We start from the raw sequence: 14890 nt of genomic DNA, 5'->3' as shown, positions 1-14890 counted from the left end.
GCATGATCCTTTACATGTTAATCACTCGATCGGCTATTGCCAATGTGGATTCCCTGTGGGTAATGGCAATAATACATTTCCCTTGGTCTCTAAGTTCTTTTAATGTCTCTAAGATTATTTTTTCTGAAGTGCCATCCAAGGCAGCAGTTGGTTCATCCAGAATAATAACGGATGCTTCCTTTAATAAACTCCTAGCAATAGCCACTCGCTGCTTCTGCCCACCTGATAGATTCATACCCTCGGCACCAACAGCATAATCAAATGCAAGTTCTTCATAAATGGCAGCCTTTGATAAGGCCTCCATAATCTGCTCATCGTTTGCTTCAAAATCCCCATAAAGAACGTTCTCAATGACTGTCCCTTCAAATATATCTGATTTTTCTGGTACATAAGAAACCTCTTTCCGTAACTCTTGTATAGAAAAATCTCTAATATCAACGCCTTTAAACAATATCTTGCCCGTATAGTCTGCAAAACCAAGGAGCGCCTTCATTAAACTTGTTTTGCCACAACCGCTTTGACCACAGAACATGACAATTTCACCTTCACAAAAATCCAAATTGACATGATCAACAATGCATTTTTCTCCATAGAAGACACCCACATTTTCATACCTTAGTAACGGTTCACTGTCATTTTGGTACATGAAAGCCAATTGGTTGTTTTCATCATCAATATCCATCATGTCTATAACGCGGTCTAAGGATATTTCATGAGATTTTAAATTCGATACCGCTCTACCAAATCCAGAAATATGGACCACAATATCCCGACATAGCTGGGTCACCAAAATCACTTCTGGAATAGACATATAGCCTCTAGCACTAAATAGGCATGCCACAGGAATCATCAGCGTAGCACATATGGAGGTAAATAAATCTAATGTAATAATCTTATAGGATTCCAGTTTACCGATTTTATCTTCCACCCCTTTTAGTGCCTCTGCCCTGTCTTCTAACATGGAAGAAATCTTTTCCCCAGCATTAATCAAACGTATACTTATTTTCCCTCGAATGGTGTTTTGATACAAATTCATGAAATTGGACTCGGCATGTAAGTGCATACGATTTAGCTTTCTATGGCGTTCAACAAAATACTTGTTAAAGAAAATAATCAGCGTACCTAGAACAAAAACCATTAAGCCGATATAGATATTCACCAAAAAAATAGATACAATATAGCCTAAGCCAACAATAATGGGGTAGATGGATGCAACTACATCATCTGACACCATGGCTGCAGCTAAATCCGAGTCTTTATTATACCTTGTCAATGCTTCACCGTTATCATATACAGATGTTTCCATGACTGAACCATGCTGCATTTTTGTATAGATTTCCTGCTGTATGTTGGTTCGTGCAGATAGTCGGAATAGTTTTATCAAAAATGCTGTTATGTACTCTAATAAATTGGCAACCAGTAATCCTACAAATACCAAGCCTAAGATAAAGACAATATCGCTTATGGTAATGCCAGATTCTTCCAGCTTATTCACATATTCTTTAAATCCATAAGCATAAATCAACCTAGCAACCAAGGTTGTCACGGGATAGCCTAATATACCAACAATCCAACGTATTGGATGCTGTTTAATCACTCTTATCATTTTTTTAATTGTTTTCATCCACATATACCTCTCTACTCATCATCTATACTTAAAATCATCACATTTCTGCAAACATCTTGCCATACTCTTCATTATTTTCCATCAGTTCCATATGTGGTGCATAACCTGCAATCCCAGCATCCTTGATATATAAAACACGATCAAACCGTGTAAAATCAATACCACTGTGACAGATTGCTATAAACGTCTTATCCTTTAAATCTTCAAAGAAAACATCCATCACCCCATTGGTATTTTCTTCATCTAGGGCTGATGTTGGCTCATCACATAGATAGACTTCACTATCCTTTAAGAAAGCTCTTGCTACATTCAGTCTCTGGTTTTGGCCATTGGATAACATATGTTTACCACTACCTATATCTGTATCTAATCCATTTTCCAAAGTGTCTATGTCATCACTAAGCTGGGCTTTATCTATAGCATCCTTCACATCATCCAGTCCTTTGTGTTCATCTACAATACGTATATTATGTAAAATGGTATCATCTAAAACAAAGTTTTCCTGAGTTACAACAGCTATCTTCTTGTAGTATGCTTCCTTACTCACCCCTTTAATCCCTTTACCCATGAAGGCTATGGAACCTTCCTCTGGTTCGTAGAGATTACATAAGAGCTTCAGTAAAGTGGATTTTCCACAACCACTTTTCCCTACAATGGCAATCTTTTCACCTTTGTTCACATGAAAACTAATATTTTTGAGAACATGCTCATCCTTATAGCCAAAAGATACACCTTTTATATCATATACTGTAGGGTTCGTATCCTTAGCCACAAAACTTTCTTCTGAGTACTCTTCTTGTTGCTGGTTTTTTAATGCTAACAGACTACTTACTCGGTCAACAGATACCTTTACTTTTTGATAATTGGTGGGTATGGATTGAACAATGGAAACACCTTGTCCAAAAATATCCATTAAAAACATCATGGATACCAACTGCCCTAACTGTAACGTACCATTGATAATATTCTTAGCCCCTAATCCTAACACAAACAAAAACATAAAATAGCCATTCATGACACCATAATAATTCATAATCCTTTGAAAAACATACGCCTTACGTTCTGATTTTTTCAAGGCATTTAACTTGACACGATTGTCCTCTAAAAACTTTTTTTCCAGGTTATAGGACTTGATCATCATCCTAAAATTTAAGGAATTAATGAAATAATTGATCACATGTCCTTTATGTTCCCTTTCCTTCATGCTCAGAGCATACAATCTTTTTGCCCAGATATTGTTAAGGAGTAACGAGATAACAAATAGGACGAGGATGGCTATTAAATCCATTAAACGCCAGCTCCTATAAAACATAAAAATGATATAGACAAAACAAAAACCCATTTTTACAGGTACCTCTCCCAAGACAAATAGTGTTTCAAACCAATGTTTAAAGCCTTCCACATCTGCTGACATGATGGATAATATTTTTTCATCATCCTGAGCTTCAATTTCTTTATAGTCTGCATGACACATTTTCTTTGTCACTTTATTTCTTAGCCGATATAAAAAATTATTTTGTACACGAAAAGAAATTCTTTTTTTCATAAAACTGGTGAGAACTTGTACGATAACAGCAATACCAATAAGAACGGTATTCCACAAAATTTCCTGATCATTAGCTAAATCTATGACAACACCAATTTCGTATGTATAAAAAAGCTGTGCCAAGGCTGAAATAAATGCCCCTAAAAAAACAACTGCCAACATCCTTTTATAGCTTTTACCGTATATTTTAGATAGTTGATAACTTACTCCTTTTTTCATATGCACCCCTCTGACTTATCATTATTATTTAGGATAGTGAAATAGATGAGGTTAAGCATTAAGCTAGTCACAAACGGCAGCGTACCAACGTTATTTAACATGTTACACAACTGTACTGCCTATTTCATATCTAAAAAGCTTAACCTCTTATATTAAATATTTCTAGCTAAACTGTTTTATAAGACAGCCTCTTGGTTATTATCTTTGTTTCTTATGACTAACGCCACAATGGTTGCTACATCTTTATAATTTTCCATACCATAATCTTCATCTGAAACTTCAAGATCGAAATTCTCTTCGATGAATAAAATGAGCTCTACAACAAAAATTGAACTAAATTCTCCAAGTTCTTCCAGCTCCGTTGTATCCGTGATATCATCCACTTGAAGTTTTTCTTTGATATACGCTATTAGTTTTTCTTTCATTTCATCGTGATTCATAGTCCTTCTCCTCCCTAAAGTGAGAAACGCAATTATCTCTCTTGGTACAACGTTACCTAGTTAAGTCAAGTTATGACCACATTAAAACAAAGCGACTACGTCGCATCTTGCGAAGCAAGTTGTTGCGTTAGGAAAGATTCCTTGACGCATATGAAAACGTTTCTATTTCATATGCTAAATTCAGAGGACTTTCCTATAAAAATGAAATAGTCTTATTGACTTGATGACTGTTTTCTAATGCATCTGATACAAAATTACCGATGGTATCTTCTGCTTTCATATGCGTCATGTGTTGTAATATGTCCAGATACGTATGGATGAATTCTTGAACCTTTTCTTCTCTAAATGCTTTGGTGAAATCAACTTTCAAGACCAAAGAAGCATTCTTATTGGTGATTTGAATATCCATATCGTATTTAGCAAAGCTAATGGGAAGGACAATGTCCCCAGAGCCTCTTCTTTCCCCCTCTACAATATCCATATTGGGGCTTTCATAATCAAACATGATATTAAACAGATTAGAACTGCCGTCTTTATGGGCCTTTTTATAAGTATCCACCATCTTATCATAAGGATAGCTTTGGTTAGCGAGGTCATGATGAATGGACTGTTTAACCTCAAGTAGAAAATCACAAATCTTCTTGTCTGCCACCGGGTAATTCCTCATTGGAAGTGTATTGGTAAACATACCCACAATACCCATAACATCCTCGTGAACACGTCCTATACAAGGCACACCTAATACAATATCTTCACTTGAATCAAACACATGTATCGTTAGATTAATCCCTGTTAGAAACATGGAGAATAAGGAGGTATTATTATTCTTCGCCACCCTTTCAAGGTTTTGAATAAGTTCATGGCTAAGGGTCAAACTGAAGTTACCATCATGGTCTTGCAGGGTATCTGTCCTGAAGTCTTGCAGGTAATTCTTTCTAACATAACCTTTTAAACGTTCATGCCAATAGCCTTCCATTTCCTTATAGGCTGTGGACTTCACAACATCTTTTTCATAAGCCACGTAATGGTGATATTGATAGGCCACTGGTGCCATAGGCGTATTGGTAATGATATCATTCAGCTCTCGATTAATAATACTGGACGAATAGCCATCAATGATAATATGATGCATATCAAAAAACAGGACACAACGACCATCCTTAAGTTCAATAATGGATACTTTGAATAATGGCGCTTTTTTCAAATCAAATGTTGTCACCAATGCTTGATAGTCAATATCCTCTATACGCTCTTGATAATAATAGGTTATATCCGGCTCTACATGCTCTTCCACTCTTTGACAAACAGATTTTCCATCAAAGTAAAAGCTTGTCCGCAACACATCATGACGATCCATTAATGTCTTAATACAATGATAAACATCCTCTTTGGACTCCATTTTATCTAACTTAAAGGCAAAAGGATTATTGTAGATGTTCTTGTTCTTACTCATCTTGTAGACCACATACATCCTTTTCTGTGCAAAACTCAATTCACCTGTCATAGGGGTATCTAAATATTTACCCAGCATCCCTATGTCGATAGTCTCTTCCTTCACTTCAGGGGTAGGTGACTTTTTGAGTAATTCTTGATGAATATATTCTGCTAATGTGTAGATGGAGGTATATTCAAATAAATTAGCCACGTTGACCATGTCTGGATACAGGCTGTCAATATAGCCATGCATTCTGGTTAGTAAGATGGAATCGCCACCCATTTCAAAGAAATTATCATAGATGTCAATTTCATCATATCCGAGAATTTTGGCGTATATTTTACATAAGTTTTCTTGAATATCTTCCACATTATTCGAAAGGTTGCTCCCTACATGCCAGTCATGCTGGAAATCGAAGTTTTTGTCTTTTTCGCTATGGGGTAATATGAGCAGCTTTCCTTTTTTTACTTGGGCTACTTCGCGGCCATCTTCCGTAAGTAAACGATCTTCATGATCATCGTGCTTATAGATTTCCTTTAACTGATCCATCTTCTGTTGAAGGTCTACGGCAATTCGGTTTCGGCTGTAATCGCTGATGGTCAATAAATTTTTGTTCACATTATATTGCCCAATGATAACTTTCCTAACAGAACTCTGCAACAATTGATCAAGATGGTGTATGGCCTGTTTAGTGGTGATTGCTTTGGTAATGGTATCTACATTGATACCATACCTTACAGACATCCCTGTCTCTTTCCAAGACACCCAATTAACCACATAGGTCCTATCCCCTCTGGCATTGCGAAAATCAGCAAAGGCATCTAAGAATGCATTGGCACCTACATAGTCACTTTGTCCTGCTTCACCTGAATAGGTAACCGCTGAGGAATACAGCATCATAAAGTCCAACGGTTCATCTTGTGTGAGTTGGTCCAATATCCACGTTCCTCTAACCTTAGGCGCTAATACGCTGGCAAATTCCTCTTTGTCTTTTCTCACAATAAAACCAGCACCAGCAATACCGGCGGAATGGAAGATACCATGAATGCTACCCACTTCATTTTTTATCTGTTGATAGACCACTTGCATACCTTCATCATCTGCCACATCAACGGCGTAGATAAAAACCTGAGCACCATTATCTTCTATTTCTTTTAACATCGCTGCTTTCTTTTTATCCACATCATCCAGTTTAGGTGATTGCCAGTCTTTTCGAGGATGAAAACCGTTTCGTCCTAGTAAGGTAATACTGTTACATCCTTTTTCAGAAAGGTACTTGGCTGTCTCTATACCAATATCACCTAAGCCCCCAGTAATGATATAGTTACCATCTTCTCGTATACAATCTGTCTGAGGTACGACTGTTTCTTCAGTAAAACATTCCACATAACGTATGCCATCTCTAAAACCAATAAGATAAAGCTTTCTATCCATTCTTAGGATTTCATCAACGACACGTTCAAGGTCTCCAGCATCTTGAATATCCATGGCTCGACATTCAATATTTGGGTATTCTTGTTCAATGACTTTACCAATGCTTAGTACAACCGCATGCTGTGGGTTCAGTCTTGTTTCCTTTTTCGTGATACCATAAGTCCCTTGGGATATAATAATGAATTCAAGGTTTCTGCTGTAATGGGTACTTATCATGGCTTTTACTAAGTTGATAATGTTATAAAAACCTTTTTCAATGCTATTGTCAATGGTTGAATAATCGGATAGATGATTGTTACCTTGGGCTTGTATCTCTTTATCTTCATCAATGGACGCAAGATGGATCATTTTATCAATATCATAACCATAAATGGCTTCAAAAAGTTGTTCACAGGATGCTAATGAGCTGCCTATGACATAGCGTTCATCATCTATTTTTTCATAGGCTTCTCCCAGATAGACCTGAATCACATGGATGCCTCGTTCCACTAAAATATCTGAGATTTTATGCAAGGCTGTGTGACTGCTGTGGAATATCATATAAGTTTTGCCCATCTGGCTATTATCCAGATTAATAGCCTCTTCCTCTTCTTCCATCCACTTCATGGTGTAATAAAAACCATCAAAATTAATACGCTCTATGGCATCCAACGTAGTAGGTGGTGCCATCCAGCAGTGTTCCTTCTTATAGGGATACGTTGGGAGGTGCAGATGATAACCTTGTTGACAATATAGCTGATGCCAATCGATATCAGCACCCTTTGTATATGCCTGCAATAAGGCATCCGTGCGCTGTACATCCTTATAATCTGTGATGCTTTCAACAAGTTCTGCTGTAGCCTGATTTAACGCATTATGCTCTTCTACCGTCATTTCATGGTCTTCTCTATTTTTTTTGTTTTCAGAGACAATGGCATAATGCCCCTGATAAATCGTATGGGTATCTTCATCAGCAAGATAGGCCTCTAATAATGTCTTTAGTTCTGGTATGCTGCCAACTTGAAAGCCTACCCGATAATGATAATGCTCTCTTCCAGTTGCAAGGGTATATAGGATGTCGTATAGATGACTGTCTTCGTGTTTATATAGCCATGCAAGTAAATGACTTGCAATAAGTCTTAAACCCTCTTGGTATTTTGCTGAGATGATACACATGGTGGGTATGTCCTCCATGATATCTTCATGGTCAACCTCTGGCGGTTCTTCAAGGACAATATGACAATTGGTTCCGCTCATACCTAAGCCAGTAATCCCTGCTCTTCTAGGGATATCACCTGTTTCCCACACTGTTCTTAATGTGGACATATACACGGGTGAGTCCATGAAATCAATGTTTTGATTGGGCTCTTGGAAAAATACTGTGGGAGCCAGCTCCTTGTAACGCATCATCATAAGTACTTTTATAAAACCACTAATACCCGATGCCTCATTCAGATGGCCTATATTGGGTTTTATGGTGCCTAAGGCACAAAACTGTTTTTGATCGGTAAATACTTTGAAGGCATGGGTAATGCCTTTTACTTCAATGGGATCCCCTAGTGCTGTGCCTGTACCATGGGCTTCTATATAGCTGATTGTTTCTGGTTCTACTTCTGCTTGCAACCAAGCCTTCTGTATCACTTCAGATTGAGCCAGGTAATTAGGAGCAGCTATACCAAAAGAACTGCCATCCTGATTAGAAGAACTTCCCTTGATGACACCGTATACATTATCCTTATCCTCCAGCGCTTTGGACAATGGTTTTAATAAAATAGCTGCAACACCTTCCCCTACTGCTGTACCCATAGCACCTTCTGAAAAGGATCTTGTCTTTTCTTCCAAAGATTCAAAACCGACTTTGAACCCGCCAGCTAATGGGGCCATGGTAATGGATGCACCTCCAACTAAGGCCATATCACACTCACCATTGCGTATGTGCTGGCATGCTGTATGAATAGCAACCAATGACGAGGAACAAGCTGTATCAATAACCATACTCGGTCCTTTTAAATCATTGACATAAGCAATACGGCTAGCTGCCATACTGACTTGATTAACGGGTAGGGATTCTCCGAATAATCCTGCATCAATTTCATACAAAATACGGCTGTACAGGTTACCCAGATTAGCTGTGTAACCAAGAAATACGCCAGTGTTACTCCCTCTTATCTTCAAGCCGCCATAGCCTGCATCTTCAATGGCACTATGACTGCATTGTAAAAAGAGCCGATTAATGGGATCAATCAGTTTAGCCTCTCTTGGTGACATGTTAAATAACCCGTAATCAAAGGTATTGATTGCATCTAAGTAAGCACATTTATTAAAGATGATATCCTCTTTATCCATGCCTAAATAATAGAAATGATTCTTCAAATCTTTCGCCCTGTTTTTTGGTATGTCCCTGACCACGCTGACACCATTAACAATCAGCTCCCAATACTCATCCACGTTTTTTGCACAGGGTAAATCAAGTCCTATACCAATAACAGCAATGTCTTTTTCACCATGATGCACAGGCATTTTATTAACCCGTTCTTTGGATTCTCTATCCCGCTGTGAGGCTACATTTTGTTTTGAACTCATGTATTCCGATAACTGTCTGACACTTGGATACGCAAACAAATCCGTTAATTGCAACTGGTCAGGGTAATCATCGTTAATGTGTTTAAAAATATGTCCCATAAGAATCGAATCTGCACCCATCTCAAAAAAGTTATCATGAATATCGATTTCTTCATAGCCTAATACTTCTTGACATGCATGAGCAATTTTAACTTCAATAGCCTTATACGCTGAATCACCACTATAGCTTATAGGTGGTTGGGAAGATGCCTGCTTAACCGTATCTTTCTTATTCTTTGCTTTCAAAGCGTCTAACTTGTCCATGATGTAATCGGAATACTTAACGGGATAATTATGCAGCATCAAAGCTATTTGGCTCTCCAGATTTAACTCACCTATAATAACGGCTGTTTCATCACAACCTAGCACATCTAGGAAGCCTTTTATACCATCTTTTATGGTAATGGTTTTAAATAATGTATCAATGGTAAAGCTATGTTCCACAGACATACCTATTTCTGACCATGTTGCCCAGTTAATGGTATATGTTTTACCACATCGATTAGCATGCCGATACTGACAAAAATAATCAAGGTACGTATTTGCAGCCGTATAAGCTGATAATTCAATGCTGCTAAAAACAGTGGCGATAGAAGAAAACAATACAAAAAATAGTAGATCGTCTTCTTTTGTCAGCTGGTCCAAGTTCCAAGCACCATATACTTTGGACTGAAGCATGGCATCCAAATGCTCTGTTGTAGTACTTTCAATTAACTGACCGCCTCCAATGCCAGCCGCGTGAATGATACCATTAATTTTTCCATACTTCTGCCTTGTGGTATCTATAATCTCTTTCATTATATCATATTGGGATACATCCACACTGTAATACTCTATATTTTTTGACAAATGACGCAATGCAGTATATCTCTCGTATTTTTCCCTCACCTTATTGTCTGCTGATGCCATGTCCGTATTAAATGGCAACTTCGTCCGACTTATAATAATGAGTGTCACGTCTTTTGCCAGTTCGCATATTTTCTTCGCTGTTTCATACCCGATACCACCCAAACCGCCGGTTATGATATAAACACCTGAATCAACCAGTAATGCTGAACTATCTTGTCCTGTAGGTACAATTTCTTCTAAACACTCAACATATCTCACATGATCTCGGTACACAACAACTTCTTCTTTATTTTCTGAATACACTTCATCCATCACATGTTTGAATGCTGTCGCTTCATCATAATCCAGATAACAACATTTAATATGCTTAATCTCTTTAGTGATACATTTGCCTAGTCCCATGGCTGTGGTGTTTTGTGGGTTCAGTAAGGCTTCATTTCCTGTAACGGATAGGCTATTCATCGATAGTATCACTAACTTTACTTTGGATTTACTATCTTGCTTTTGTATCCATTGAGACAATGTCAGTAATGTATGCAGATTATTTTGCTGCATACGTATGAGCTTCCTGATATCTGTTTCTTCTGAATCACACCCGTATAATTGAAAAATAATATGGGACGTTTCATGGAGTTTTTCCATGACTTCTTCTTTTTTCTGAGCTAGTGTATCCACATCCTCTAATAAGATGGTTTCCACATTGCTTCCGTGCTGGGCAAAAGCTTGCTTCAGCTCTTCTAATGCTTGCTGGTGCCAAGCAACTATCAAAGTCCTTTCTGCAACCTCTGATTGATGGATCATGTGCTCACTTTTAAAGCCTTTTTTATAGAATAATTTCTTCTTACTGTTATAGACCTTCTTAGGTAACCATAATCGGGTGCGTTGAAATGGGTATACAGGCAAGGGTATATGTGTCCCTTGATAACCATCATACATAAGCTCCCATTGCGGTGTCCCACCTAAAACAATCTGTTGACAGATGTTTTCTAAGTCATGGATTTCAAGATTCACGGACTTTAGCATCTTATTTAACCCATCGGTTAAAGCTTGCATTTCCTTTAATTGCATTTTACGACTCTGATAATCACGATTATCCCTTACAATAGCATGATGGTATATCTTCTCTTCTGGATAATCGCTTAATCCATGCTTGTGAACCCACTGCAATTTATAACATAACTCTTCCTTGTTTTTAACTGTAAAGGCAATCCTTCTATCATACATATCGTTATACCGATTAATGTTATAACAAAAATTGTAATAATCTAACGTATTATTATTTTCCTCAACATAATGTACGTATTGATTAATTTTTTCACTTAAACTATCATCTGATTTTGCAGAAATACTTATGAGAGTTGGTTTATTCTCTGCTGTTACTTCCTCTTGTTTTGGCGGATCATATGCTTCCACCACAACGTGACAATTAGTACCACTTAAACCAAAAGCACTGACACCAGCAATACAAGATTTACCTTCCCTTTTATCCCACCTCTTTGCTTCTGTGTTCACATACACAGGAGAATTAATAAAATCAATGTTGGGATTAGGGGTTAAAAAATTAATGGTGGCAGGAATGGTTTCGTGTCGCATGGACGCAATGACTTTTAACAGAGCCGCAATACCTGCACATTCATACAAATGTCCCAGATTACTTTTGGATGACCCAATAGCACAGAACTGCTTCTTATCCGTAAAGCGACTAAAGGCTTTTTGGATGCCTTGTATTTCAATGGGGTCTCCTAACCCTGTAGCCGTACCGTGTGCTTCAATATACTGGATATCTTCTGGGTTAATCCTTGCTTTGTCCCAAGCATCCATAATGACTTCCGACTGTGCTGCGGGATTCGGTGCTGTTAGACCTGAAGCTGTACCATCGTGATTAATGGACGTTCCTTTGATGACAGCATAGATAATATCCCCATCTTGTTCAGCTAAGGTTAAGGGTTTTAGTAATACCGTACAGCATCCTTCTCCCATGGAAGCTCCATCTGCTCCCGAATCAAATGTTCTTGTTTTACCATCAAGGGATTCAATACCAAGTTTCATTGTATCCAAGATGATGGGCAGTACATTTAATTTCATGCCTCCAGCAACAGCCATTTGACAATTACCTGACAGAATATGTTCGCAAGCCTCATGAACTGCAACAAGAGATGACGAACAAGCTGTATCCATGACCATGGTTGGTCCAGTCAGATCAAGTAAATGGGAAATTCTTGAGGGGATTAACGGCGCCATATTGCCAGTCATCGAATAGGGTAATAGCTCTGGATGATTAAAAGCAATATCAACAATATAGTTATCCTTTAAGGATGAAGCTGTGTAGCCCAAAAATACACCTGTCTTGGATTGTTTCAAGCGCTCTGCCGTATAGCCAGCATCGTCAAATGTATTCCTAATTGTTTCTAAAAATATACGCTGAACAGGGTCCATTAAGGAAGCTTCTCGTGGTGAAATATTGAAAAACTCATGATCAAATTCGTCGATTCTTCCAATATAGGAGCCTTGATAAAATGCAGGGTCTTTATCGCTGTCATGGAAGATGTTGACTAAACCCTCAACTTCCTCCTCCCTATATTTTGGGAAATCTTCAATACAGCCAATTTTATGCTTGATGATTTCCCAATACTGTTCCAAATCTCGAGCACAGGATATCTTCAACCCAATACCGATAATAGCGATGTCTCTGTTTTCTTCTTTCATTTTACTAGCCATACTTTTCTCTCCCCTAGCTGATTAGCGTTTCAGATTCTTTTCTTCCATCTACCTTTTCCACAATGTGTTCTGCCAGTTGTTCGATGGTTGTATATTCAAAAAGGTCCGCAATGGAAATACAATCACCATATTTTATATTGATTGCCATATGTAATTTTGCAATTTCCATGGAGTTCAAACCCATTGAAACAAAGGACCCGCTATAGTCAAGATCATGGTCCACAACTTCTGATAAGGTTTTAGCCATAAAATCCCCTACGCTGGATGCATCACAGTCGATAATTTGGTTTACTTTATCCATTTCTACAGCCAGTTCAGATAATTTTTTATCATATTCTCCATTGAGATAATTTTTAAGAAGCTTATACCGCTGTACCTTCCCGCTTACTGTCTTTGGAATAACATCCACTAAAACAAAATCGTTAATATAGATGCCCAGTACATTGTTAAGCTGGGATAACACCTTTTTAATTTTACTCACAATAGTATCCATATCACGGCAGCCTTGAATAAAGCAAATCACACTATCGTTCACATCGTCTATATGTTTACGATACCCATGTATAACAACCCGTTCATCTTGAAAAACACCTAACTTATGGATGTATTTTTCTATATCATTATCATAATAATTTTTACCGTTATAGATAAACATCTCTTTATAGCGGGCAGTAATATAAAGCCGTTCATCATGAATAAACCCAATATCCCCTGTATTAAACCACGTATCAACAAAATTTTCATCTCGTTCTAAATTATAATAATTCTTTAATACACATTTACCTGCAATGTATATCAAACCAAAATGTCCATCCTTCAATTGATTACCAGCCAAGTCAACAATTTTGAGTTGAAATGCTGGAAGTACCTTTCCAACACTAATAATATCTGAGGCTAATGGATCATCATCTGAGACAATCTCTAAAGGCTGACCGATGCCCATACTCTCCTTATTAACGGATAATTTCTGTGCACAATCGTCATCTGTTGTAGCCGAAACAGCTAATGTACCTTCTGTAAGCCCATAAGCTGGCGCCAGTGCTGAGCGTCTAAACTTACACCCTTTCATATAGGCTGCAAATTGATTACATAAGGTGATGGAGATGGGTTCTGCTCCTAGGAACATGGAATGGATACACGATAAGTCCCAATCTTCTCTAATACCTTTTTCCTGTAACAATTTAATAATAAAGTTAAGGTAGAAATTCGTTCCAGACGTGACGGATCCTCTCACTTTATGACAGTAATCCAGATAGAAAACGGGGTTTTTTACCACATATTTTGTGTCTATAATATGAGCATTTTGCTGATAGCGTATAGGCATGAATAAATTGAAGAACAAACCAAAATTGTGGTATAGAGGAATCCACGTCACAAATGTTTCTTCGCCATGTATATCCCGACTTCCAAGAAGGTTATCCACATTGGTTAAGATACCCAGGTTGGTTATCCCCACACCTTTTAAACTACTTGTTGATCCGGAAGAAAATTGAATATAAGCGATGTCCATGCCACTTTCTTCCTCTGATAAGACAAAGGTATCTCTTTCAGTGGGTGTATCTTGTGGTGACCCACCCATATTTTCTAACATGTCTAAATCCCAACATATGCATGTTTTAAATCCAAGGGCTTGCTGATTAATATGTTGGTACATCTCTTGATTGTCTGTAACAAAAACCCCCTGATGACAAACCTCCAAAACACCTTTAAGTTTATCCAGGTCATCAAGGCTAAAACTCAAGGGTACAGCAATAAAATCACCTAATAAACAAGCCCAAAATGTGATATAAAAACACTCTGTGGTATCCGTTGTTATAATAACCTCATCGTTTTTTCTAACACCTTGATGACATAAATATTCCTTCACACAAGTAGCTTTTTTAAATAAATCCTCATAAGACATAAAATGAACGTGTTCATCGGAATGAACAAAACTTACACCTTTTTCTTTTTCCTGACGCATACCATATAGCAGTTCTTTTAATTTTTTCATGTGATACCCTCCTACAATTTTAGAGCAT

The 14890-nt window shown here is 37.7% G+C and carries 5 protein-coding genes; all 5 read right to left on the bottom strand.

Annotated features, from left to right (window positions below; translation table 11 throughout):
- Positions 1–10 precede the first annotated feature (10 nt).
- Positions 11–1624 carry an ABC transporter ATP-binding protein gene (locus tag HZI73_RS06165; RefSeq protein ID WP_212697384.1) on the bottom strand — a complete coding sequence of 538 codons (1614 nt, stop codon included), beginning with the start codon at positions 1622–1624 and terminating at the stop codon, positions 11–13.
- 40 nt (positions 1625–1664) lie between these two features.
- The gene (locus HZI73_RS06160; RefSeq protein WP_212697383.1) at positions 1665–3392 is read right to left on the bottom strand and encodes an ABC transporter ATP-binding protein; all 1728 of its coding nucleotides are present in this window, start codon (positions 3390–3392) and stop codon (positions 1665–1667) included.
- Positions 3393–3568: 176 nt separating this feature from the next.
- Positions 3569–3832 (bottom strand): acyl carrier protein, encoded by a 264-nt coding sequence (locus HZI73_RS06155; RefSeq protein WP_212697382.1) that lies wholly within the window; start codon positions 3830–3832, stop codon positions 3569–3571.
- 193 nt (positions 3833–4025) lie between these two features.
- Entirely contained in the window at positions 4026–12869 is an 8844-nt protein-coding gene (locus HZI73_RS06150) for an SDR family NAD(P)-dependent oxidoreductase (protein ID WP_212697381.1), read from the bottom strand.
- Positions 12870–12882: 13 nt separating this feature from the next.
- Positions 12883–14862 carry a non-ribosomal peptide synthetase gene (locus HZI73_RS06145; RefSeq protein ID WP_212697380.1) on the bottom strand — a complete coding sequence of 660 codons (1980 nt, stop codon included), beginning with the start codon at positions 14860–14862 and terminating at the stop codon, positions 12883–12885.
- Positions 14863–14890 lie beyond the last annotated feature (28 nt).

Origin of the sequence: Vallitalea pronyensis (genome assembly GCF_018141445.1) — a bacterium.
Lineage (GTDB): Bacteria > Bacillota > Clostridia > Lachnospirales > Vallitaleaceae > Vallitalea > Vallitalea pronyensis.
This window is presented reverse-complemented; position numbering and strand designations above follow the sequence as displayed.

Excerpts from the sequence above, each read along its gene's own strand:
- HZI73_RS06165 (WP_212697384.1), bottom strand. The coding sequence starts at position 1,624 with ATGAAAACAATTAAAAAAATGATAAGAGTGATTAAACAGCATCCAATA.
- HZI73_RS06160 (WP_212697383.1), bottom strand. The coding sequence starts at position 3,392 with ATGAAAAAAGGAGTAAGTTATCAACTATCTAAAATATACGGTAAAAGC.
- HZI73_RS06155 (WP_212697382.1), bottom strand. The coding sequence starts at position 3,832 with ATGAATCACGATGAAATGAAAGAAAAACTAATAGCGTATATCAAAGAA.
- HZI73_RS06150 (WP_212697381.1), bottom strand. The coding sequence starts at position 12,869 with ATGGCTAGTAAAATGAAAGAAGAAAACAGAGACATCGCTATTATCGGT.
- HZI73_RS06145 (WP_212697380.1), bottom strand. The coding sequence starts at position 14,862 with ATGAAAAAATTAAAAGAACTGCTATATGGTATGCGTCAGGAAAAAGAA.